At 66.1% G+C, this 24,071-nt stretch carries 22 protein-coding genes and 1 pseudogene; 15 read left to right on the forward strand and 8 right to left on the reverse strand.

Annotated features, from left to right (window positions below; genetic code table 11):
- The 4 genes and pseudogenes from ACWETB_RS21895 to ACWETB_RS21910 all read right to left on the reverse strand — a co-directional run.
- Positions 1–521: pseudogene (locus ACWETB_RS21895) on the reverse strand (HNH endonuclease); the annotation flags it as partial.
- A gap of 274 nt (positions 522–795) precedes the next feature.
- Entirely contained in the window at positions 796–2,331 is a 1,536-nt protein-coding gene (locus ACWETB_RS21900) for an AMP-binding protein (protein WP_449741631.1), read from the reverse strand.
- Positions 2,328–3,458 carry an acyl-CoA dehydrogenase family protein gene (locus ACWETB_RS21905; RefSeq protein WP_452213631.1) on the reverse strand — a complete coding sequence of 377 codons (1,131 nt, stop codon included), beginning with the start codon at positions 3,456–3,458 and terminating at the stop codon, positions 2,328–2,330. Before ACWETB_RS21905 ends, ACWETB_RS21900 begins: the two co-directional genes overlap by 4 nt.
- 27 nt (positions 3,459–3,485) lie before the next feature.
- A complete protein-coding gene (locus tag ACWETB_RS21910) occupies positions 3,486–4,703 on the reverse strand; it encodes an acyl-CoA dehydrogenase family protein (RefSeq protein WP_348806604.1) in 1,218 nt (405 codons plus the stop codon).
- 129 nt (positions 4,704–4,832) lie between these two features.
- Between ACWETB_RS21910 and ACWETB_RS21915 the strand changes: the two genes are divergently transcribed.
- From ACWETB_RS21915 to ACWETB_RS21980, 14 genes are all read left to right on the forward strand, one after another.
- Positions 4,833–5,024 (forward strand): ferredoxin, encoded by a 192-nt coding sequence (locus ACWETB_RS21915; RefSeq protein WP_348806605.1) that lies wholly within the window; start codon positions 4,833–4,835, stop codon positions 5,022–5,024.
- 100 nt (positions 5,025–5,124) lie between these two features.
- Complete coding sequence (locus ACWETB_RS21920) at positions 5,125–6,015, forward strand: 3-oxoacyl-ACP reductase (protein ID WP_449741630.1); 891 nt, start codon at positions 5,125–5,127, stop codon at positions 6,013–6,015.
- 81 nt (positions 6,016–6,096) lie between these two features.
- Complete coding sequence (locus ACWETB_RS21925; protein ID WP_348806607.1) at positions 6,097–6,861, forward strand: MlaE family ABC transporter permease; 765 nt, start codon at positions 6,097–6,099, stop codon at positions 6,859–6,861.
- Between the two features lie 4 nt (positions 6,862–6,865).
- Positions 6,866–7,717 (forward strand): MlaE family ABC transporter permease, encoded by an 852-nt coding sequence (locus ACWETB_RS21930; RefSeq protein ID WP_348806608.1) that lies wholly within the window; start codon positions 6,866–6,868, stop codon positions 7,715–7,717.
- Positions 7,718–7,720: 3 nt separating this feature from the next.
- On the forward strand, positions 7,721–8,902 hold the full coding sequence (locus tag ACWETB_RS21935; protein ID WP_348806609.1) for an MCE family protein: 1,182 nt from the start codon (positions 7,721–7,723) through the stop codon (positions 8,900–8,902).
- Positions 8,895–9,956: an MCE family protein gene (locus ACWETB_RS21940; RefSeq protein ID WP_348806610.1), complete on the forward strand. Its 1,062-nt coding sequence runs from the start codon at positions 8,895–8,897 to the stop codon at positions 9,954–9,956. Before ACWETB_RS21935 ends, ACWETB_RS21940 begins: the two co-directional genes overlap by 8 nt.
- A complete protein-coding gene (locus ACWETB_RS21945) occupies positions 9,953–11,191 on the forward strand; it encodes an MCE family protein (RefSeq protein WP_348806611.1) in 1,239 nt (412 codons plus the stop codon). The genes ACWETB_RS21940 and ACWETB_RS21945 overlap by 4 nt, the downstream gene beginning before the upstream one ends.
- A gap of 1 nt (position 11,192) precedes the next feature.
- Entirely contained in the window at positions 11,193–12,464 is a 1,272-nt protein-coding gene (locus ACWETB_RS21950) for an MCE family protein (RefSeq protein WP_348806612.1), read from the forward strand.
- The gene (locus ACWETB_RS21955) at positions 12,464–13,732 is read left to right on the forward strand and encodes an MlaD family protein (protein WP_452213636.1); all 1,269 of its coding nucleotides are present in this window, start codon (positions 12,464–12,466) and stop codon (positions 13,730–13,732) included. The genes ACWETB_RS21950 and ACWETB_RS21955 overlap by 1 nt, the downstream gene beginning before the upstream one ends.
- On the forward strand, positions 13,732–15,210 hold the full coding sequence (locus tag ACWETB_RS21960; protein ID WP_452213638.1) for an MCE family protein: 1,479 nt from the start codon (positions 13,732–13,734) through the stop codon (positions 15,208–15,210). The genes ACWETB_RS21955 and ACWETB_RS21960 overlap by 1 nt, the downstream gene beginning before the upstream one ends.
- Complete coding sequence (locus tag ACWETB_RS21965; protein ID WP_449741627.1) at positions 15,207–16,139, forward strand: hypothetical protein; 933 nt, start codon at positions 15,207–15,209, stop codon at positions 16,137–16,139. Before ACWETB_RS21960 ends, ACWETB_RS21965 begins: the two co-directional genes overlap by 4 nt.
- Positions 16,136–16,816, forward strand: coding sequence for a hypothetical protein (locus tag ACWETB_RS21970; protein ID WP_449741626.1), 681 nt, complete (start codon positions 16,136–16,138; stop codon positions 16,814–16,816). The genes ACWETB_RS21965 and ACWETB_RS21970 overlap by 4 nt, the downstream gene beginning before the upstream one ends.
- Positions 16,817–17,044: 228 nt before the next feature.
- Complete coding sequence (locus tag ACWETB_RS21975; protein WP_452213641.1) at positions 17,045–18,022, forward strand: isopenicillin N synthase family dioxygenase; 978 nt, start codon at positions 17,045–17,047, stop codon at positions 18,020–18,022.
- On the forward strand, positions 18,019–19,335 hold the full coding sequence (locus ACWETB_RS21980; protein ID WP_452213643.1) for an amidohydrolase family protein: 1,317 nt from the start codon (positions 18,019–18,021) through the stop codon (positions 19,333–19,335). Before ACWETB_RS21975 ends, ACWETB_RS21980 begins: the two co-directional genes overlap by 4 nt.
- Positions 19,336–19,392: 57 nt before the next feature.
- On the opposite strand, the gene ACWETB_RS21985 is transcribed toward ACWETB_RS21980, so the two are convergent.
- The 3 genes from ACWETB_RS21985 to mhuD form a co-directional block, all read right to left on the reverse strand.
- Positions 19,393–20,880: an aldehyde dehydrogenase gene (locus ACWETB_RS21985; RefSeq protein ID WP_449741623.1), complete on the reverse strand. Its 1,488-nt coding sequence runs from the start codon at positions 20,878–20,880 to the stop codon at positions 19,393–19,395.
- A 126-nt stretch (positions 20,881–21,006) separates the two neighbouring features.
- The gene (locus tag ACWETB_RS21990; protein WP_449741622.1) at positions 21,007–21,642 is read right to left on the reverse strand and encodes an LON peptidase substrate-binding domain-containing protein; all 636 of its coding nucleotides are present in this window, start codon (positions 21,640–21,642) and stop codon (positions 21,007–21,009) included.
- Positions 21,643–21,656: 14 nt separating this feature from the next.
- Positions 21,657–21,965, reverse strand: a complete 309-nt coding sequence (gene mhuD / locus ACWETB_RS21995) for a mycobilin-forming heme oxygenase MhuD (RefSeq protein ID WP_348806621.1) — start codon at positions 21,963–21,965, stop codon at positions 21,657–21,659.
- Positions 21,966–22,095: 130 nt separating this feature from the next.
- On the opposite strand from mhuD, the gene ACWETB_RS22000 reads away from it, so the two are divergent.
- Positions 22,096–22,896 carry an alpha/beta fold hydrolase gene (locus ACWETB_RS22000; RefSeq protein ID WP_452213646.1) on the forward strand — a complete coding sequence of 267 codons (801 nt, stop codon included), beginning with the start codon at positions 22,096–22,098 and terminating at the stop codon, positions 22,894–22,896.
- A 44-nt stretch (positions 22,897–22,940) separates the two neighbouring features.
- On the opposite strand, the gene ACWETB_RS22005 is transcribed toward ACWETB_RS22000, so the two are convergent.
- Positions 22,941–23,999, reverse strand: a complete 1,059-nt coding sequence (locus ACWETB_RS22005; RefSeq protein ID WP_449741620.1) for a hypothetical protein — start codon at positions 23,997–23,999, stop codon at positions 22,941–22,943.
- Positions 24,000–24,071: the final 72 nt, after the last annotated feature.

The raw sequence follows: 24,071 nt of genomic DNA on the forward strand, positions 1-24,071 counted from the left end.
ATCACCATCTCGGCAACCTGATCCCGCAATGTCGTATCCGCCTGATTACGCATCGCCAGTTGCAGTGCACGGGTTTCGGCGAACGCGCGCACATCGTCATCGGACAGGACGACGATCTCGTCGGCAATGATGCGGATACGCTCCAGCGACTGGTCACCGGCCAAGAACGCCGCGGTCACCGTCGGGAGTGTCGACAGCAGGAAGCTCAACCTCATCCACGCCGTTGCCTGCGGTACCGACACACCCAGCGCGGTGGACACCTTGCCGGTGGCGGCTTTGTCGACCGCACCGGTGGTGTGCGCGTTGGTCTGATGGCCCGAGAGCAGCATCTCGTCGTATACGGTGTGCCCGATCCGGGCTGCGGAGAGCACCTTCCGGGCGATCAGTTGTCGTTCTTGGCGTTGCAACGATCGGGCCAGGGCGGTGGCCTGCTCGGCGGGGAGGTGATCGATCATGGTGGCGTCGGCGGCGGTCATCGACAGTTCCGGCGCGGTAGTCGTGCGAATTGTGGTGTCGGCCATGATGTTCACCCCCTCTCTCGGTCGCTCAACTGAACTCCAGTCAAGTGTAGCGACGACCACCGACAAAACTGATCGGCGCGGAACTGGTTGGGGATGAGGAGTATCGGTGTCCACAGGGGCGGGTTCGGTTGGCGCTGGTTCGGTTTCGCTCCCGAATAGCGGAGTGGTCTCGACCTCGACGAGCTCGGCCCGACGGATACACCGACTCGCAAGCTTGTCGGCACTCGACCGGCGCGGGTTGCGCGCACTCGATCCGCGGGGTGGGAAGGTCGCGCTACTCGACCGGTGGGACGTAATGGCCGTTGGTGCGGACCCAGGTGGGTGGTGTGTTGGTCTCGCGTAGATGGCGTTTCACGGTTTTGAAGGTCGCTGTCTCGGGGAGCGATTCGACCTTCCGAACCCGGTGCGGCCATTGCTTTGGACCCAGATCCCGCTGGGCGGAGAGGAAGTCGCGGAAGTCGGCGGCGGAGAGGTGGTCCGAGCAGACCAGCACGGCCTCGATCTCGTCGCCGATCTCGACCGGTACGCCGAAGACCGCGGCCTGGCGGATCAGACGGTGGCGCAGCAGGACTTGTTCGATCGGGCCGGTGCCGAGGTTCTCGCCGTCCACACGCATCCAATCGCCGAGGCGGCCCGCGAAGTGAATGAAGCCCGCGTCGTCGACCCAGCCGAGGTCGCCCGTGTGATACACGCCGCCGCGCATCCGTTCGGCCGTGGCCTCCGGGTCGTTGTAGTAGCCACTGAACAGGCCTGCACCGGAACCGTTCACCAACTCGCCAACCTGTCCGGCTGCTACGGGTGCACCGGTTTCCGGGTCGACGATCTGCGTCGGAGAAGTCAACGGTCCCAGCGCGTCCGGGGGTGTGTCCGGAGTGCGGGTGATCGCCACACCACCCTCCGTCGACCCGAATCCGTCCACGACGCGGCAACCGAAGCGCCGCGCGAAACGGTCTCGGTCGGCAGCCGAGGCCTCGTTCCCATAGACCATCCGCAAACGGGTCGACGCGTCGTCGTCCTGCTCCTCGGTCGCCAGGATGTAGTGCAGCGGCTTGCCGACGTAATTGGCGTAGGTGACCCCGTACTGCTTCACATCCTCGACGAATCCGCGTGCAGAGAACCTGCGCCGCAGCGCGATCGACGCCCCACCGGCCAACGCCACCGACCACCCCGCGATCATCGCATTCGAGTGGAACATCGGCATCGACAGGTAGACGACGTCGTCGGCGCCGATCGAGAAGCGCTCGGCCAGCATCACACCCGCAGCGGCAAAGGTGCGCTGTGTGCATCGCACAGCCTTCGGTTCGCCGGTGGTTCCGGACGTGAAGATCAGCATCAGCAACTCGTCCGGGAGGACTTCCCGAATACCCACGCTGTCGGCCGCAGGAGACTCGCCGCCGAACACCTCGGCAACGTCGAGAACCGCCATCCCCATGTCCACGCCATCGACCAGATCGGCCGTCTCGGAGTCGACGAGAACGAACTGACAGTCGGCGCGCCCCGCGTCGGCGGCCAGCGCCTCACCCCGGCGAGTGGTGTTGAGTCCGACCATCACCAATCCGTCGATCGCCGCGGCGGCGACAAGAACGGCGAATTCGATGGTGTTGGAGAGCAATACGCCGACATGGGGTGGCCGCTCAGAATCGAGACGCGCACGCAACCGGCCCGCGCACAGGCGCGCGTCCGACACATACCGGGAGAACGGTGTGAAGCCATTCTCGTGATGAATCCCGCGGTCGTCGACGTCGGCGAGTGCGGCGAGCAACGACGAGATCGTCGCGGTGGACGCCGTCAGTTGCCCCGCTTCGGTCACGCCGGCGCCGATGCCAGCCCCGCGCCGATGGACTCGAGGACCACCGGCGCCGAACCCATCGTGAACTCGTTCTGCTTGGCGCGCAGAAAGTATCGGTGCGCCGGATGCGTGGTGTCGAGGCCGACGCCGCCGTGCACGTGGACGGCGGTATGGGCCACGCGGTGTCCGGCGTCGCACGCCCAGAACTTGGCGGTCGCGATGGCCATCCCGACGTCGTCACCGTCGTCGAGGTCGTCGGCGCGGGCGAACAGCCACGCCGCCTGGGTGGTGGTCAATGACAAGCCCTGCGCGTCGATGTATCCGTCGGCCAGACGCTGCGCCACCGCCTGGAAGGACCCGATGGCGCGACCGAACTGCTCTCTCTCGACGGCGTACGAGGCGGTCAATTCCATTGCACGAGAGACCGTTCCGGATTGATCGGCACACACCGCCAAGGTCATGCGGTCGGCCACCTCGGCGACGGTGTCGCCACCACCGGCGAGGACATGATCGTCGTCGATCACAACCGAGTCGAAGTCGACGATGAATGTCGGGGTCTTGCCGGTCACCGGGGTGTCGGTGATGCCGACCCCGGGAGCGGTACTCGCCACGGCGACCACCCGCACCCCGTCGTCGGAGACCGCGTTCACCAGAATGGCCGCGGACTCGGCGGCGTAGGGCACGTTGACCTTGGTGCCCGACAGCACCCACCGGGAGTCGTTCCGTGACAGCGTGGCCTGTGGCGCACGGACATCGGCACCGAGTTCCTCCTCGAACGCCACCGTCAGGATCTTCTTGCCGGTCGCGGCGGCGGCCAGCAGCGACTCGCGTAGCGTCGACGATCCGGTCTTCGCGAGTACCGGTAGCGCTGCCACCGCATGCGTCCCGAACGGGACACGCGCCAGTGCACGTCCCAATTGCTCTGCCACCGTGACGGATTCGACGATGCTCAACCCGTCGACATCGACGGCGTCGGCCGACAATTCGAGTGCCAACAGTCCGGCGGCGCCGAGTTCCCGCCACAGCACGTCGTCCATACGACCCGCGGCCTCCAACTCGGCGACCCGCTCGTCGGTGCTGACCTTGGAGGCGATGTCACGGGCCAACCCCGCAATGTCGAGGGTGGCCTCATCCAGCGTGAAATCCATTGTCCTGCTCTCGAAGTAGGGGTTGTCTCAGCGTCGCTGATGCGGTAGCCCGAGCGCGGCCATCGCGATGATGTCGCGCTGCACCTCATTGGTGCCGCCGCCGAACGTGAGGATCAGCGAGGTGCGCTGGAATCGCTCGACCCGGCCGAGTAGCCGGGCATGGGAACTGTCCGCGCGGATGGTGGCGGCCGGACCGATCACCTCCATGAGCAAACGGTATGCCTCGGTGGCGAATTCGGTGCCGAAGACCTTGGTCGCCGAGGCATCCGCGGGGCTCGGTGCGCCCCCGGAACTGGCCGCGGACGCGATCTTCCAGTTGATCAACTTCAGGAACTCGACCTTCGCGTGCACCCGTGCGAGGTTCTGCCGCACCCAGTCGGTGTCGATCACCCGGCTGCCGTCGCCGGTCTTGGTCTGCTGCGCCCATGCCACGGTCTCGCGCAACGCGGTCTGAATCGGTGCGGCACTACAGAGGGCGACGCGTTCGTTGTTGAGCTGATTGGTCACCAGCGACCAGCCGCGTCCCTCGTCGCCGACCCGCGCGGTGACCGGCACCCGCACGTCGGAATAGTAGGTGGCGCTCGTGTCGACGCCGGACATGGTGTGCACCGGAGTCCAACTGAAACCCTCCGCGTCCGCGGGGACGATGAGCACCGAGATCCCGTGATGCCGCTTGAGTCCGCGGGCGCGACCCTCCTCGGTGAGCACGTCCGGATCGGTGCGGCACGCCAGCCAGATGTAATCGGCATAGGCGACCAGCGAGGTCCACATCTTCTGACCGTTGACCACGTAGTCGTCACCGTCGCGGACTGCGGTGGTGCGCAGCCCCGCCAGATCGGTGCCCGCGCCGGGTTCGGAGTAACCGATCGAGAAGTGCAGGTCGCCCGCGGCGATCTTCGGCAGGAAGAACGACTTCTGCTCATCGGTGCCGTAATGCATGATCGTCGGCGCCACCGAGTTGATAGTCAGGAACGGCACCGGCGCACCCGCGATCGCGGCCTCGTCGGTGAAGATCAGCTGATCCATCATCGAGCGGTTCTGGCCGCCGAACTCCTCCGGCCATCCCAGTGCCAGCCAGCCGTCGGTGCCCATCTGACGTACGACGTCACGGTAGGCATCACCCTCGCCGAGTTCGCCGTCACCGCCGGACAACGCGGCCCGACGTTCCTCGGTCATCAGGCCGGCGAAGTAGGCGCGCAGTTCGCGTCTTAGGTCTGCCTGTGCGTCGGTGTAGGCGATGCGCATGGAATGCTCCTTCATCGGTGGCGCCGATAGTCGGCGAATGCAACGGCACTCGCCAATATCTGAAACACGTTCTAACCTGTTTGACGAAGCCCGTCAACCAGCGGGCGCATGCAAAAGGAGTGTCAGGCGATGAAGATCAAGGCCGATTTCGACCTCTGCGAGTCCAACGCCATCTGCGTGGGGATGGCACCCGACATATTCGACCTCGATGATGACGATTACCTGGTCATTCTCTCCGACGAGGTTCCCGAGGGCAGGGAAGAGGAGCTCCGTCAGGTGGTGGCGAGCTGCCCCAAATCCGCGCTCTCAATCGAGGAGTGAGTTTCTGACGAAACCGCCCCGGAGGTACGGCCGCACCGACTAACCTGTTAGAACAGGTTCTAGTTTCTGTTCGCCGGTGTGTGTCAAGGGGAGGTCTCGCGTGACTGGATCGTTGGAGGGCAAGGTTGCCGTCGTTACCGGCGCAGGAGCCGGATTGGGCCGGGCCGAGGCCCTGGGACTGGCGGCACAGGGAGCGACCGTCGTCGTGAACGACCTCGCCTCGGCACTCGACGCCAGCGACGTCATCGACACGATCACCGCATCGGGCGGCACCGCGATCCCGGTGGCCGGCGACATCTCCGACTCGGCGACCGCCGCCGAGATCATGCGCACCGCCACCGAAGAGCACGGCGGCCTGCACGTGGTGATGAGCAACGCCGGAGTCGTCCGCGACAAGATGCTGTTCAACATGAGCGACGACGACTGGGATCTCGTCATCCGCGTGCACCTGCGCGGGCATTTCCTGCTCAACCGCAACGCGGCCGCCTACTGGCGCGCCCAATCCAAGGCCGCCGGCGCGCCCGTGTACGGCCGCCTCATCAACACCGCGTCGGAGGCCGGGCTCCTCGGCCCCGAGGGCCAGGCCAACTACGGTGCCGCGAAGGCCGGCATCACCGCGCTGACGCTGTCTGCGTCGCGCGCGCTCGTACGCTACGGCGTCCGCGCCAACGCGATCTGTCCGCGCGCCCGGACCGCGATGACGGCGGCGGTGTTCGGGGAGGCGCCCACCGACGGTATCGACCCACTCGACCCCGAGCACGTCGTCCGGCTTGTGCAATTCCTTGCCGGAGCGGATTCCGATTCGGTCACCGGCCAGGTCTTCGTCGTGTACGGTCCTCGGGTCATGGTGATGGCCGCACCGAGCGTGGACCATGTGTTCGTCGCAGACGGGGATGCCTGGGACGCCCACGATCTCGCGAAGACCCTGGGGTCCTACTTCGCCGACCGCGACCCGCGCCGAACCTTCTCGGCGAGCGGACTGATGGGGTGAGAGAATCCAGTGGGTCGATCGTCCCACTGGCGCGGTCTTCAATGGTAGCTTTTGTGTGCTGTACGAGTCGTGAGGAGTGCTGTGCTGAACAAGCTGGCCGGACCCCTCGACGGAGTGGGTGACTTCGTCGCACTCGGCGTCGACTCGACGCGCGAGTTGTTCCGCCGCCCGTTCCAGTGGCGTGAAACGGTCGAGCAATCCTGGGCCATCGCACGCGTGTCGATGGTGCCCACTGTTCTCGTCGCCATCCCCTTCACCGTGCTCGTCAGCTTCACCCTCAACATCCTGCTGCGTGAGATCGGTGCGCAGGACCTCTCGGGTGCCGGAGCCGCACTCGGCACCATCACCCAGATCGGTCCGATCGTCACCGTGCTGATCGTCGCCGGCGCCGGCGCCACCGCCATCTGTGCCGACCTGGGGGCCCGCACGATCCGCGAGGAGATCGACGCGATGAAGGTGCTCGGCATCAATCCGACGCACCGACTCGTCGTCCCCCGGATCATCGCGTCCACCGGGGTGGCACTGCTGCTCAACAGCCTGGTCTGCACCATCGGCATCGGCGGCGGATTCGTCTTCTCGGTCTATCTGCAGGACGTCAACCCGGGTGCGTTCATCGCGAATCTGACCCTGCTCACCGGGTTCGGCGAGTTGATGATCTCGATGGTCAAGGCCGCCCTGTTCGGACTGTTCGCCGGTATGGTCGGCTGCTATCAGGGCCTCAACGTCAAGGGCGGCGCCAAGGGTGTCGGCGACGCCGTCAACGAGACCGTCGTCTACTCCTTCATGGCGCTGTTCGTGGTGAACGTGGTGGTCACCGCGGTCGGTCTCAAGGCGACGGCGGGCTGAATCGATGGTCCTTCCGTTCACCACCCGGCTGCGCACCGCGCGCGTCGCGGTCAAACGCGCCGGTGAGGACTGGAACCAGATCGGCGATCAGGCGCTGTTCTACTGGGACAGCATCGTCTCCATACCGCGCGCGGTCCGCCTCTACAAGAAGGAAACCCTGCGGCTGATCGCCGAGATCTCCATGGGCACAGGCGCTTTGGCGATGATCGGCGGCACCGTCGTGGTCGTCGGGTTCCTCACCCTGTTCACCGGCGGAACCATCGCGGTGCAGGGCTACAGTTCGCTGGCCAACATCGGTGTCGAAGCGCTCACCGGCTTCTTCTCCGCCTTCATCAACGTCCGCATCGCGGTCCCGGTGATCTCCGGTATCGCACTCGCCGCGACGATCGGTGCCGGGGCGACAGCACAATTGGGTGCGATGCGGGTCAGCGAGGAGATCGACGCGCTGGAGACGATGGCCATCGCCTCGATCCCGTTCCTGGTGAGCACCCGCATCGTCGCCGGGATGATCGCGATCATCCCGCTGTACTCGCTGGCCTCCCTGGCGTCATTTCTGGCCAGCCGGTTCGCCACCGTCGTCCTCTACGGGCAGTCCCCGGGCGTCTACGACCACTACTTCGACACCTTCCTGATCCCCTCGGACATCCTCTGGTCGTTCGTGCAGGCCATCTGCATGGCCATCGCGGTCATGCTCATCCACACCTATTACGGCTACAACGCCACCGGTGGTCCGGTCGGCGTGGGCGTCGCGGTCGGCAACGCGGTCCGTGCGTCGCTGGTCGTCGTCGTCATCATCACCCTGCTCACCTCGCTGGCCATCTACGGCTCCGACGGCAAGTTCAATCTGGCGGGCTGAGCGATGGCGAAACGACAACAACGCAGCAACACCACGCGCAAGATCGCGGCGGTCATCATGGTCGGCGCCCTCATCGCGATCATCGCAGCGGCATCGGGATCCTTCCTGGGCTGGTTCGCCTCCACCGAAACCGTCACCCTGCAGGCACCACGCGCCGGGCTGGTGATGAGCCCCGATGCCAAGGTGCGCCTACGTGGAGTGCAGGTCGGCAGCGTGAAATCGATTACCGAACAGGGCGATCAGGCGGTGCTCGTCCTCGATATCAACTCCGATCAGATGTCGCAGATCCCCGGCAACGTGACCGCGGCCATCAAGTCGAACACGGTGTTCGGCGCCAAGTCGGTCTACTTCGAGGTGCCGCAGTCGGGGGCGGAAGGCCGGCTGCAACCCGGCCAGGTTCTCGACGCCGATCACGTCGTCGTCGAACTCAACACCGTCTACGAGCAACTCGTCACGGTGCTCGCCGATCTGCAACCGGAGAAGCTCAATGCCACCGTCGGTGCGGTCAACACCGCGCTCACCGGGCGCGGTGAGGCGATCGGCAACGCGCTGGCGCAGTTGTCGGATCTGCTGGGCAAGACCAATCCGCATCTGCCTGAGCTGAATGAGCTGATCCGGCAGACCGCGACCGTCACGAACGTCTACGGCGACGTGATGGGTGATCTGATGCGCACCGTCGACAACGCGGTGTACACCGGAAACACGTTGCGCGCCAACGCTTCCAACTTCGATTCGCTGTTGATCAACGTCACCGGGATGGCCGACACCATCAACGACGACGTGCTGGTGCCGTCGAAGAACGACCTGATGGCGACGCTGACGCAGTTCTCCCCGGTATCCCAACTGCTGGGGTATCAGTCACCGGGCATCTCCTGCTTCCTGCGGACCGCTGCGACCGCCGCGGACATGGCCAAACCGTTGATGGGCGGCAACAACGGCATGCTTCAGCTGTACGCGGGTCTGCTGCCCGGCAAGGAGCCCTACACCTACCCCGAAAGCCTGCCGGAGGTCGGAGCGGCCGCACCACCCACGTGCGCAGGCGGATTGAGCGATCCCAACACCACCGTGCACACCGACTTCTACGTCACCGACAACGCGCCGGTCCCGTATCAGCCGCGGACGACACCAAAGGTCAACCGGCAGAAGCTGTTCAACCTGCTGTTCGGGGAGCCGGCACTTGGATAACCGCGCCCGCGCCTTCCGCGCGACCCTCATCAAACTCGGTGCGTTCGCCATCGTGATGGTCCTGGTCTTCATCGGGCTGGTCGTCGTCTTCAGCAACTACCGACCCGGCAGCTCGGATGACTACAAGGCCCTGTTCACCAGCGCCTCGCAGATCAAACCCGGCAGCAAGGTCAAGATCGCCGGCGTGGAGGTGGGCACCGTCGATGACGTGTCACTCACCCCCGACAACGAGGCGCAGGTGAGCTTCAGCGTCGACGACAAGTACACCGTCCCGACGTCGGTGCGGGCACTGATCCGATATCAGAACCTCACCGGGGATCGGTACCTGGAACTGCAGCAGGGACCCGGCGATCCCGACGACCGATTGTCTTCCGGCGTCACCATTCCCGTCTCGCAGACCGAGCCCGCCCTCGATCTGGACAAACTGCTCGGCGGGTTCAAACCACTGTTCCGGACGCTGGACGCCAACGAGGTCAACGACCTGTCGACCTCGCTCGTCGCGGTCTTCCAGGGGCAGGGCCCGGCGCTGAACAAACTCCTCGCCGACACCGCGTCGTTCACCAATCAGCTCGGTGACCGCGACGAACTGATCGGCAGCGTCATCGACAACCTCAACGACGTGCTCGGCACCCTCGACGGGGATCGGCGCGGACTCGACACCAGCCTCGATCAGCTGCAGATGCTGATCACCGGGCTGTCGGCGCAACGTGGCACCATCGGCAACGCGATCACCCAGACCGCGCAGGTCACCGATTCGCTGACCGACGTCTTGGCGGCGACCCGCCCCGGACTACATCAGACGCTGACCAGCATCGGCACCGCGTCGGGCACGCTGTTGCAGGCCGAGCCGTACCTGCGGTCGCTGCTGCCCCGGTTGCCCACCGACTACAAGATGCTTGCCGACCTCGGCAGCTACGGTGCCTGGCTGCAGATCTATTTCTGCCGGATCCGGTTGTTGCTCAGCGGACCCGACGGCAAGCAGTACTTCTTCACCTCCAACGACGTCATGGGCGACACCACCAAGGCCGGGGGGAGGTGTGCGACGCAATCATGAGTGGATCATTCGGAAACCTCTTCCGCAGCAACCGCTCCGAGTCGGACTCGGCGGATGTGGCACGCGAGAACAAGCGTGGTGGGCGCACCCGCCGGCAGATCGGCGTCATCGGCGTCGTGGTCACCGCGATGGTGGTCGTCGTCGCGCTGCAGATGGACAAGCTGCCGCTCATCTCCCCGATCAGCACCTACACCGCCTACTTCGACGACGCCGGCGGTCTGGTGACCGGTGACGTGGTGATCGTCGCCGGCGTGACCGTCGGCACCGTGGAGGGCATCGAACTGGCCGATACCGACGACGGCACCAAGGCGGCGGTGAGCTTCCGGATGAACGACACCGTGTCGATGGGCACCGACACGCAGGCGGCGATCAAGACCGAGACCGTCCTCGGGCGTCGCAACCTGACCGTGATCCCGCACGGGCCGGGACGGATCGCACCGGGCGGCGAGATCGCCTACCGCAACACGGTCGCCCCATACTCGCTGACCGACGCGCTCGACGACGCGACGTCCACGCTTGCCGAGACCGACACCACCAAGCTCAACAAGGCCCTCGACACCCTGTCGGTGACCTTCTCGGCCACCCCCGATCAGGTGCAGGGCGCCGTCGACGGCGTCGCGAAACTGTCCAAGGCCGTCGCCGACCGCGACAACGCCCTGCGCGCCCTGTTGGCCAAGGCCAACGGGGTCAGCGAGATCCTCGGCGCCCGCAACCAGCAGATCAACCAGCTGCTCGTCGACGCCAACCTGCTGCTCGGCGAACTGCAGTTCCGGCGTGCGGCCATCGCCCAGCTCATCACCGGGACACGCGATGTGGCCGCTCAGATCAGTGGGTTCATCAACGACAACAATGCCGAACTCGCCCCGGCGCTCGACAAGTTCAACTCGGTCCTCGATATCCTCAACGACAACGAGGAGAACCTGAAGAACACGGTGGATCGCCTGGGGCCCTTCGCCAACGCGCTCGGCGAATCGGTCGCCAACGGCCCCAACTTCGATTCTCTCGTCGGCGTCAGCACCTTCGGCGACTACACGGCGACCTTCATGAAGGTGCTCCAGCAGAAGTATCCGGAAGTCGCTCAGGCGTTTGCGTATTCGGGATTCCCGTTGCTGCCCAACGCGTGGAGTCAGGCGCCGGGTGCCGGCTCTCGCCCCGCCCCGGCGCCGGCGCCGAGCCCGACGATTCCCACGCCCCCGCCGGCGACCCCGAATACAACGCCAAGGTCAGGTGGTTGAGATGACCAGACGATTCGGGATGGGGAAGCGGTTCTGGCAGGTCGCCGCGCTCGTGGTGCTGCTCGCACTGCTCGCGACGGCCGCCTACATCGGCTTTCACCGCGCCACCACCAAACGGTTCACCGCCTACTTCGCCACCACCACCGGACTGTACGAGGGCGATCCGGTGAAGGTGATCGGCGTCAACGTCGGACGCGTCACCGCCATCACGCCGCGCACCGGGGATGTGAAGGTGGACATGGAGATCGACCGGGACGTCGACGTGCCCGCCGACGTCAAGGCGGTGGTGGTCGCCCAGAGCCTGGTGTCCGGTCGCTTCGTCCAACTCTCACCGGTGTACTCCGGTGGTCCGCAACTGTCCGACGGCGCCGACATCACCATGGATCACACCGCCGTCCCGATGGAATGGGATCAGGTCAAGGCGCAACTGCAGCGCCTCACCGAGGCCGTCGGGCCGCAGGGTGCCGACCCGGGTACCGCCGCCCGCGCCATCGACGTTGCCGGCCAGAACCTCGAGGGCAACGGGGAATCCATCAACACCTCCATCACCGAACTGTCGGATGTGATGGGCACCTTGGCTTCCGGCCGCGACGACTTGTTCGCCACCATCCGGAATCTGCAGAAGCTGACCGATGCGTTGTCCACCAGCCACGAACAGTTGGTGCAGTTCAACGGTCGCATCGCCTCGGTGACCGACGTCCTCGCCGACAACACCGAATCCCTCGACGGCGCACTGCACAACCTCGATTCGGCGATGACCGACGTGCAGAAGTTCATCGACACCAACCAGTCCGCCATCAACGGCGCCGTGTCGAAACTGGCTCAGACGGCCGGGATTCTGGCCGAGAAGGACGAGCAGATGCGGGGGCTGCTGCATTCGTCGCCCAATCAGCTCGCCAACTTCTACAACATCTACAACCCGCTGACCGGATCGTTGTCGGGCGTCTTCGGACTCGGTATGGGCAACAACCTGATCACCCTGCTGTGCGGCACCATGGAGGCCAACAACCGGCCCGGACAGAGTCAGGTCGACATCGACAAATGCGTCGACACCCTCGCCCCGATCCTGCAGTCGATCGTGGTGGCCTATCCGCCGTTCATGGCCAACCCGGTCAACGGCATCAACGCCACCCCGGACCAGATCACCTATCAGAACACGAGCGTACAGGCGCGTGCGCAACAAGGGATCCGAGACCAGGATGCGGCCACGCGGAAGGCCAACGGCGGTGGGCCGCTTGCCGATCTGCTGGTCCCGTGGGGAGGTGAGGGGTGATGGGTCGCAGGACGTCGCGGATTTCTTCGCGTCGCGGGCGTGGTCTGCGGGCCGCGGTACTCGTCGCCACCTCCGCCGCGCTGGCCTCGGCCTGCGGCTTCGACGGCGTCAACAGCCTGCCGGTGCCCGGCGCGGAGGGCACCGGAGAACACTCGTATCAGATCAGCGCGGTGATCCCCAGCGCCGCCGGACTGGTGAACAACGCGCCGGTCCTCGTCAACGACGCCACGGTCGGCAGTATCGGTGACATCTCGGTGGAGCCCAACTGGAGTGCGAAGGTCGACATCCGGCTCAACCCCGGTGTCAAGGTGCCAAACGGCTCGTACGTGATGGTCGGGATGACCAGCGTGCTCGGCTCCACCCACCTCGAGATCGTCGAACCCGAACAGGCCCAGAACGGCTACCTGCAGGCCGGCGACCAGATACCGCTGCCGAAATGTCCGACGCCGGTCAACATCGCGCAGCCCACCGACGACGCCGTCGCCGATGTGAACTCCGCACAACAGATTCCGGGCTGCAACTACCCGACCACCGAGCAGGTGCTCAGTGCGCTGTCGGTGGTGCTCAACGGTGGTGGCCTCTCGCAGTTCGGTGACATCGTGCACGAGATGAGTCAGATCTTCGACGGGCGCGACGCCCAGATCCGGGCATTGATCCCGCGGCTGACGGTGCTCGTCGGCGATCTGAATCGACAGACCGACAACATCATTCGCGCGACCGAGGGCCTCGACCGGCTCACCACGGTGATAAATCAGCAGACGCCTACGGTGGAGAAGGCACTGCGGGACGGCCCGGAGATCCTGAAGCTGCTCAACGACGAACGCCAGCAGTTCATCTCGGCGCTCGCGTCTGTCGGAAAACTCTCGTCGACCACCAACGACGTCCTCGACGCCAACTCCGAGGACATCAAGACCATCATCGCGAACATGGCCAAGGCGTTCCAGGGTCTCGCCGACGCCGGACCAGGACTTCCCGGGTCGCTGCGAATTCTGCTGACCTTCCCATTCCTCGAGGAGATGATCCCGACCATCGTCAAGGGGGACTACGTCAACTCCGACCTCGTGCTCGACCTCACCGTTCCCAAGCTCCAGCGCAGCATCCTGCGCTCGGTGGGAGTCGTCGGACCGTCGGCGGTCGCCGGGCAACCGGCCGGTGCCGCCGGCCGCGGCCTCAACCCGTTCACCTCGCCCCTGCAATCCGGTGATGAGACACCCTCGCCGACAAGCACTCCGGCGACCGCGCCATCCACCCCGGCAGGTGGTCGCTGATGAAGATCACCCGCTTCGTCCGGATCCAGTTGATCCTCTTCGCCATCATCACCGTGATCGCGATGGTCGCCATGGCGATCTACTACGTCCGCGTTCCCGCGATGTTCGGCGTCGGGCGTTACACCGTCACCCTGAACATGCCCAACACCGGCGGGCTCTACCAGAACGCCAACGTGAGCTTCCGCGGCGTCAACGTCGGCAAGGTCAGATCGGTCAGCCTCACCGAGGACGGCGTCACCGCGCAACTGGTCATCGAAAATTCGGCCGACATCCCGACGAATGCGGAGGTCACCGTGCGCAGCGTGTCCGCGGTCGGCGAGCAGTATGTGGAATTCACTCCGCCGAGCGGGGATTCGAGTACCGACTTCCTCGCCGATGGTGCGACGGTGTCGGCCAAGGACCAACCGGTGGAGATCTCGGCGGTCCTCGATCAGGCCACCGCGTTGCTCAACAAGGTCGGTGACACCAACCTGCGCTCACTGATCGACGAGGCGTTCACCGCATTCAACGGGACCGCCGAAGATCTACGGCGTCTGATGGATTCGATGATCCTGCTCGTCGACGACGCCGACAAGAACGCCGACGTCACCATCGACCTGGTGCGTCAGGCCGGACCGCTGATGGCCACCCAGTCGGCGACCGCCGCGCAGATCCGGGCGTGGACCGCCAACGCGGTGAAGGTGACCGATCAACTGCGCGCGAACAATCCGGAGATCACCGACCTGCTGCAGAAGGGTCCGGCGACCGCGGCGTCGGCGCAGGAGTTCTTCGCCTCGATGGATCAGTCGTTGCCGCTGCTGCTGGCCAATCTGAACGTGGTGTCTAAGACGACCGCGGTATACCTGCCCAATCTGCAACAGATCCTGGTGATCTATCCGCGGCTGATCAATGCCCTGCTCACCGCGCTGAACGCGGGTGACCCACGGTACGGCCCGAGCGTCGAGTTCTCGCTCGGCTTTCAGGATCCGCCACCGTGCACCATCGGGTATCTGCCGCCGTCGGAATGGCGTTCACCGGCGGTTCAGACCGCGCGTGACCTGCCGCCCGGCATGCTGTGCCGGGTACCGCAGAACTCACAGATCGCGGTCCGCGGTGCGCGTAACTTCCCGTGCGTCGAGTTCCCCGGGCGGCGGGCGCCCACACCCGCCGAGTGCGCCACCGGCTACAAGCCGCTGAGCAATCGGGTGGTGCCGTTCCCGAACGGCATTCCCGGATTGTTGCCCCGTCCCGCCGGCTACGTGACTCCCGGAACGCCGTCCGATCAGCAGGACGGAACCGCCGTGTACGGCACCACGTACGATCCGGAGTCAGGAGATTTCATCGGCCCCGACGGACGTACCTACAACGCCGGCACCGGGGCGCAGGCAACCGGTACACAGGGCAGCAGCGGGACACAGGGCAGCGGGACGCAGGACAACGAGCAGGGACAGGGCACGTCATGGGAGAGTCTGATCACCGGGGCGGTGACCGACCGGTGACGTCGACGAAGGACGCCGCACCCGAGGGTGCGGCACCGGACGAGGCCGCACGGGTCCCGCCGGTGCCCGTCCGGGCTGCACCGGTCAGATCTGCACCGGTCCGTTCTGCACCACTGCGGCGCCGTAAGTCCGGCAAGAAGAGCGCCCCGGCCGCCACGACGCCGGCCGCCGAGCCCGACGCGGTGCCCGTCGCCGAGCCCGACGCGGATGTCGCGGTCGACGAACCGACCGCGGATGAGTCCGCCGACGTCGAGGCCACCGCACCCGAGAAGGCCACCGTCGATCTGACCAAGCGCGCATGGTCGGCGGACACCACCACCGACCCCGATGACCTGTCGGCCGGGCTCAGCTACCGGGAGCGTCGTCGTCGACGCACCGCCGCCCAGCCCGCCGAACCCGCACCCGTCGCCAAGGTGTCGGCCCTGCGTCGGCGTTCGGACCGCTCGGTTGTCTACCTGGTCGCGATGTCGTTGTCGGTACTGGTCATCGTCGGCTGTCTGGTCGCCTCCGCCGTCTTCACGATCGCCTACGGACGTGTCCAGCATCAACGGGACCTGCGGGCGGAGTACTCGAGTTTCGCCCAGCAGATGACCGTCACCATGACCAGCCTCAATCCCGGCAACGTGGACGCGGCGATGAAGACGATGACCGACCGGACCAGTGGAGCGGCGCAGCAGCGGCTCAAGGACTCGATGGCGCAGGCGGTCTCCCTCATCCGGGACCAGAACCTCGATGTGAAGTCGACGGTGATCAGCGACGCCGTCACCAAGGCCACCGACGACGAGGGCACCGTCATCCTGGTGTACGGCTGGCAGATGAAGCCGGAGAATCCGCAGGAGGAGACCATCGTTCAGACCTTCCGGTGGAAGATCGACATCACCCGCATCAACGGTGAGCTGAAGATGACCAGCTTCGAGTGGGTGACATGATGCGCCTTCGGGTTTCGCAGGTCGTCGCCGGCGTCGTCGCGCTGCTCGTCGTCGCATCCGCCGCGCTGGCGGTCACCCTGGGCTACCGGTATCTCGACGCACGCTGGACCGAGGATTCACGTGACGAGTCGCTGGATGCCGCAAAGTCGTACGCCACCACGATGTTCGGCTACGATCCGGGGAATGTTGCCGACCATGTGGCGCGCTCGCAGTCGGTGGTCACCGGGTCGGCGAAGTCCCAGTACGACAAGCTGATCGCCAACCCCATTCCCGGACAGGACATCAACTTCGTCGACGGGGTGAAGCAGCAGCAGGTGGTGTCGCAGGCGGTGATCCAGGACGCCGGCGTCGTCACCAACACCCGGGACACCGCGACGGTGCTGATCTTCATGAATCAGTCGGTCAGTCGTGGCGGCAAGGACCTCATCCGCGTCGATCCGAGCCGTCTCACCTTCAGCATGGTCCGCACCGACGGCCGCTGGCTGATCGACAACATCGACATCATCACCGACGACTCCTTCCGCAGCCGGATCTCGCAGGTGTCGACGCCACCGTCGGGCGCCGTGCCGCTGCCCGCGCCGAGTGCATCGTCGGCGTCGTCGGGTGCCCCGGCGTCGTCGGTTCCGGCGGTCCCCGAATCCGCTGTTCCGGAGGCGTCGACGGCGCCGACGCCCTGACGCCGGTGCTGTTTGCCGGCGCGGGTGCATCGTGGGTCGCGGCCTCGGGTGGCGAGCCGGGTCGTCGCAGGCTAGTCTGTTCCCCACGAGAGCGTATGTAGCAGTCGGCACGAGTCCGGGTGTTCGCGTCCGCCGCGGCCTTTCTCTCAGGTCGCTGCGTTGAAAAGCGCATGTCGCTCTCTTCGCACAAGAGAGATCACCACGATGACGAATACGTCCTCATACGACATGACCGAACTCAATCGCGAAGCCGCGATGGGTGCTCTGGGTACCGAAACCACCGACCGCGAGGTGCGGCGCATCAGCCTCGCCGACTTCGACAATCGGCGTGCACAAATCGCAGACGAACTGTGTTCGGCGGCAACCGATATCGGATTCTTCCAGGTCGTCGATCACGGCATCGACCTGGCGACGGTGCAACACGCCTTCGACATGTCCGAGACGTTCTTCGCGCTGCCCCGCGAGGTCAAGGAGCAGTTCCCGCTGAAGAAGGGCACCAACGCGGGCTGGGAGTTCATGAGCCAGGTCCGGCCGTCGGTCGGGACACCGGACCAGAAGGAGTCCTATCAGGTCACCCTGCCCCGGATGGATGGGCTGTGGCCGTCGGAGGACGAGCTCGCCGGCTTCCGGGCGACGTTGCTCGACTTCGAACACCGCTGCTGGGAACTGGCGATGAACATCCTCGGCTGCTTCGCCGAGAAGCTCGGCTTCGACCGTGACTTCTTCACGCGCGCACACGATCCCGCGTCGTCGACCTATCAGTCGACGCTGCGCCTGCTGCATTACTACGCCTTCCCCGACGAGATGCTCGATCAGGACAACGTGTGGCGCGCCGGTGCACACACCGACTTCGACGCCTTGACGCTGCTGTTCCAGCGCGCTGGTCAGGGAGGGCTGCAGGTGCTGCCGGGCGCCGAGGCGGCCGATCAGGCGTGGACGCCGGTCGAGCCATCCGACGAGGCGATCACCTGCAACATCGGTGACATGCTGATGCGCTGGTCCGATGACCGGCTACCGTCCAACTTCCACCGGGTGTGCGCGCCGCGCCGCGGCGAGTACCAAGGGCCGCGCTACACCATCGCCTACTTCGCGCAGGCCAACACCGACGTGCTGATCGAGAGTGCGGCAGGCAAGTACGAGCCGATCACCGCCGCCGACTACATCGCCGCACGCCTGTCGGCCAACTTCGACAAGAAGAAGCGATGAGCGACACCGTTTTCTCCGACGTCACCGTGTACAGCGGCGGCATGTGGCTGTCGCATCGGGACGTCCGGGTGACCGGCGGTGTGGTGGAGTCGATCGACGAGACCGGTTCCGGTGCAACACCGTCGGACGCGGACATCCGCTCCGGTGGGTATCTGATCCCCGGATTCGTCAACACCCACACGCATCTGCAGCAGTCGTTGATGCGGGGCATCGCAGAATGCACGCCGCTGCTCGAATGGCTGCTCGCCGTCGGCGAGGAGTCGGTGGCGATCACCCCGCAGCGGGCGTACACCGCCGCGGTGGCCGCTTGCCTCGAGGCGCTGCGTTCGGGTACCACCACCGTCGTCGAGCACATGTGGCCGCACCCCGACGACGAGGTGCACGGTGCGGTGATCCAGGCGTTGCGTGACACCGGGATTCGCGCGGTGCTCGGACGTGGCGTCGCCGACCGTCCCGATGCCACGCGCAAGTGGGGTTTCGAACCGCGATTGATGCAACCGCTCGATGAGGTGTGCGATCACATCGATCACCTCCGGGACCAGGTGGCCGGTTCACCGATCAGCATGGCGCTCGCAGTGCCGAATCCGCGCTCGCTCACCGAGAACGGGATGACGCACCTACGGGAGTTCGCGCAGGTGCGGGACATGTCGGTGTCGATCCATCTGCTCGAGACCCCCACCGACGACCGGATGTGCCTTGAACACGCCGGCGTCGGCGCCGTCGAATACCTCGACGGCGCAGGCTTTCTATGGGATCGGGTGCTGGCCGTGCACTGTGTGGAACTCGACGACGTGGGGCAGGGGATTCTCGCCGAACGCGGAGTTGCCGTGTCGCACAACCCGTTGTCCAACATGCGTCTCGGAAGCGGGGTGGCCCCGATCCCGCAGACGCTCGACCGCGGGCTCGCGGTGGGACTCGGCGTCGACGGTGCGGTCAGCAACGACACCCAGGACATGCTGGAGACCTTCCGGGTCGCCGCCTACCTGCAGCGTGCCATGCACAAACGCGCCGACCTGCTCGGCTTTGGCGAGATGCTCGACATCGCCTGCGGCGGAGCCAATGTCGCCCTCGGGCTGCCGGAGATCATCGGCGGCGTGAGTGTCGGCGATCCGGCGGATCTGACGCTGATCCGCTTCGACCGCGACTATGCGACGCTGCCGGTCCGTGACCCGGGCGCCTCGGTGCTGACCACCGGATCACCCCGCATCGTCGACACCGTGATGGTCGACGGGCAGGTCGTCGTCGCCGACGGCCGCAGCACGCGCATCGACGAGGGCGAGTTCACCAAAGAGGTTCTGGCACTACAGAAGTAATGTGCCCACTCGACGGGGATGGGCGCCCACTCGACGGAGACGGGCGCCCACTCGACGTCACTGCGGGTCGTAGCCCATCGGCAGCATCGTCGACTTGTGTTCGACGAAGGACTCGAGCCCTTCGGGGCCGCATTCGCGGCCGATGCCGGAGCTCTTGAACCCACCGAACGGTGAACCGGGGTCGATGGCGTAGAAGTTGATGCCGAAGGTGCCGGTGCGGATCTTGCCGGAGATCTCGATGCCGCGTTCCACATCGGAGGTCCACACGGAACCGGCGAGACCGTAGTCGGAGTCGTTGGCGATGGCGATCGCCTCGTCGACGTCGTCGTAGGTGATCACCGACAGCACCGGACCGAAGATCTCCTCCTGCGCGATCACCATGTCATTGGTGACGTCGGTGAAGATGGTCGGGGTGAGGAAGTGGCCAGCGGAAAGTCCCTCGGGCCGCCCGCCTTCCAGGGCTGCGGTGGCTCCGGCCTGCTTGCCGGCGGCGATGTAACCCTCGATCCGCCGTAGTTGCCGATCACTGATCACCGGGCCGAGCTGGACCTCCGGGTCGGTCGGCAGGCCGACCTTCATCGCCTTGGCGGCCTCGACCATCGCGGCGACGATCTCGTCCTTGCGGCTGCGCGGCACCAGCACCCGGGTCTGGGCGACGCAGGCCTGCCCGGTGTTGAACAGTCCGAGGAACACCAGCATGCCGATGTTGGCGGCGACGTCAACGTCGTCGAGGACGATGGCCGCCGACTTGCCGCCCAACTCCAGCGAACACCGTTTGAGTGACTGGGCACAGGCCGCGCCGATCGCCTTGCCCGCGGCGGTCGATCCGGTGAAGGTGATCTTGTCGACCTCGGAGTGGGCGACGAGCGCTTCGCCGGTGGCGGTGCCGCCGGGTACCACCGAGATCACGCCCTCGGGCACGCCGGCCTCGGTGAAGATCTCGGCAATCAGGTTGGCGGTCAACGGGGTTTCCGGTGCGGGCTTGAGCACCACCGAACAGCCGGCGGCCAGAGCGGCGCCGAACTTGTTGCACACCAAGAACAATGGGACATTCCAGGCGGTGATCGCGCCGACCACGCCCACCGGTTCGCGGGTGATGCGGGTGGTGCCGAACATGCCGGTGCGGTACTCCTCCCAGGCGTACTCGCGGGCGGCGTTGGCGTAGGCGCGCAGCACGCCGGTGCCGGGCAGCTTCTGCAGCATGTCCACCGCACTCGGCGGGGCGCCCATCTCCGCCGACACCACCGCACCGATCTCGTCGATGCGGGCGTCGATCAGATCGGCGACCCGATCGAGGACATCGGCGCGTTCGGCAGCCGGTGTCGCCGACCACACGCCGGAGGTGAACGCCTCGCGGGCGGTGCGCACTGCGGTGTCGACGTCGGTCTCGTCGGCCAGCGGGACCGAGCCGATACGTTCGCCGGTGGCGGGGGAGAACACCTCCAGTGTCTCGGTGGAATGCGGGGCGACCCATGTGCCGCCGATGTACAGCGCGCTCTGGTCGGTCCCGATGCCGGTGTGCACGGCCTCGACGGTGTCGGTCATGAAGGTGCTCCTCGCCTAATGCCTGTGTCCGCGTGCACGCGGCGATGCGCGCGGCGGGGTGTGAACTACTCCACAACCAATACTAGAACACGTTCTAATTCGAGTCGACGGGGATGACGAAGTCGCTCACCCGCCGAAACGGATTCGGGCCTCGAGGGTGGTGATGGCGTCGTCGAACACGTGGTGGCGGGCGGGGCCGTCGCCGGCCTCGAGGAGGGCCTGGCGGTCGGCGGCGCCGAAGGGCAGCCGCGCCGCCCAGCCGAAGATGCCGACCTCTTCGAGGTCGGCGGCGTCGAAACGGGGGATGTCGTCACCGACCGGGAGGTCGCGGCGGGCGAAGGAATCCTCGATGAGGGAACGGATGCGTGAGCCGAGTGTTACCAGGGCCGCGGTGGTGGCGTCGTCGGCGGGAGGTTCCGGCAATGGCGTGATGTCGGCGCGCGGGTACGGGTCGTCGGGCAGCCACCGATTCACGCGGAACCGCCAGGTCCCGGTGCAGGACAACAGGGATTGGCCGTCGGGATCGCGGACGACGGTGTCGATGGTCGCGAACGTGCCGATGCCGGTCCGTGTGTCGCCGCCGCCCACCTCGTGGCCGCGTTCGATGAGCACGACACCGAAGCCGTGCGCGTCATCCGGCACCAGAGGCGACGGCGGTGCCTCCGCGGACAGACAGTCGTCGAGCATCTGCCGATAGCGGGGTTCGAAGACCCGCAGAGGTAGACGTTCCCCCGGCAGCAGCGCGCTGCCGAGGGGGAACATCGGGCTGAGGATGCTCAGGAGCTGGGCTTGGCGTCGAGGACGACCTCGAACTCGAGGAGATCCGCGCCGGTGGCGACCGGCTTGGCGCGTTCACCGGCATGGGCCTCGCGGGCAGGTCCGGCGGCCCACGCCTGGAAGTCCTCGTCGGACTCCCACTGCGTCACCACGAAGTACCGGTCGTCGCCCTTGACCGGGCGCAGCAACTGGAATCCGAGGAAACCCTTGGAGCCGTCGACGGAGTGGGCGCGGTGGGCGAAACGCTTCTCGAGTTCTTCGCCGGAGCCTTCGGGGACATGGATTGCGTTGATCTTCACTACTGCCATGCATCAACCCTAATCACCTCCGCGCTGCGTCGAGTAGGGCCTTGGGGCGCGGTTGTCGCTGCCGGAGCCGCCACCAGGGCCCGGAGTGGCGCTGCGGAGCAGGTGTGGACCGCCCGGGTAACCTCGGTGCGTGCCGATTCCCGCCGCCGACCTGGGCTTACTCGATCATGGTGGGCTCGGCGTGGACGATCCGGACGTGGGCGTCGGTCCCATCGTCCTGGTGCACGGCCTGATGGGCCGCGGCCGCACCTGGCGCCGTCAGATCCCGTGGCTGCGCCGGCACGGCCGGGTGTTCACCTTCGACGCCGCATTTCATACCGGCCGTGATGCCTCGGCCGATCCAGACATCTCCACCGAACGTTTCGTCGCCGATCTCGCTGAGATCCTCACCTGGATCGACCTCGGACCGGCCGTGGTCATCGGGCATTCGATGGGCGGCCTGCACGGCTGGTGCACCGCCGCCGCCTACCCCGAACTGATCTCTGCGCTCGTCATCGAGGACATGGCGCCGGACTTCCGCGGCCGCACCACCGCCAATTGGACACCGTGGTTTCAGTCGTGGCCCGAGCGATTCGACGACGAACGGAATGCGGTTGCACTGTTCGGCCCGGTCGCCGGACGCTACTTCTACGACGCCTTCGACGATGGCCGGTTGCACGGCGACCTCGACGTGTGGGCGGCCATCGCGGAGGAGTGGGGACAGCGAGAATTCTGGGGCCAGTGGCGCGCCGTCGGCGTGCCGACGCTGCTGATCGAAGCCGGGAACGGCGTCACCCCACCGGGACAGATGCGAAAGATGGCCTCGGTCAACGACTCCGCGACCCACATCGCCGCTGTGGGAGCCGGGCACCTGGTGCACGACGACGCCCCCGACTTCTACCGCGGTGCGGTCGAGGCATTCCTGTCGGGATTGCCGTTCACGCGGGGGTAGCGACGGGGGCGTCGTGTGTTCTCGGTCGTTCTCGGGGTGGGTGACTACTGCGGGGCGGGTGCCACGTAGCCGCCGGACAGGCGCCGGTAGCAGTGGGCGTAGAAGAGCTGACCCAACGGCCAGGTCACAATCAGGCCGACGTAGCACAAGATCGTGCCGACATAGGACAGCACGTAGGACACGACCAGTGTCAGAAGCGAATTCGATACCGACGACCGTGCCAACTGGCTGGACGCCTTCATCGCCTCGGTGACCGACAGTTTCTTGTCGATGACGAAGAAGATCGAGAACTGCAGCAGGAAGATCGCGATCAGACCCGGGATGACGCACAGTACCAACCCGACCGCGGTGATCAGACCGACGAGTATGGCGGTCCCGATGACCACGCCGAGACGTTCCGGCTTGAGGAAGGTTCCCACGGTCACCGGCTGGCCGTCGGCAACCCGGAGCGCACCGGTGATCATCCCGGCAGAGAGATAGATGATCGCCACGAAAACGATCAGATACAGCAGAATGCCCGCGATGACACCGCCGGCACCGATTCCGGTCGTCGTCGCCTCGTAGCTGTAGCCGTAATCACCGGAGACCGAGGTCGTTGTTGTCGTCCCGAAGATAGCCAAGATGGCGAAGTACAGGCCCGCGCCGATACCGCCGATCAGGAACAGCAGCAGACCCGGCACGATCATCGGACCGGGATTGGCCTTGAACTGCGCCCACGCCCAGCTCAGTGCCTCACCGATGTTCACCTGTTGCGGCGGACCGGCAACCGGTGCGCCGGGCGCGCCGGGTTGCCCATACCCCGGCGCGGGCTGACCGTACGACGGCGGCTGCCCGCCGCTGGGTGGCTGGCCGTAGCCGCCCGCCTGCTGACCGTATGACGGGGGCTGCTGACCCGACGGTGGCTGGCCATAACTCGGTGGCTGCTGCCCGTAACTCGGCGGTTGCTGCCCATAGGACGGCGGCTGCTGCCCGTATCCGGGGGGCTGCTGACCGGGCGCCCCGTATTGGGTCTGTCCGTACGGATCGGGACTGGCGGGCGGTGGAGTCTGCCCGGGCGTCTGCGGCTTGTTGAAGTCGGGACCCTGATTGGGCGGTTCTGTCATGCGACGAAGCTAGCAATACCGGCACCGTAAGAGAAGAGTTTCCACGCTGATGTCATCGGTGGGTATACAGGC

Source organism: Gordonia sp. NPDC003950 (assembly GCF_053605205.1).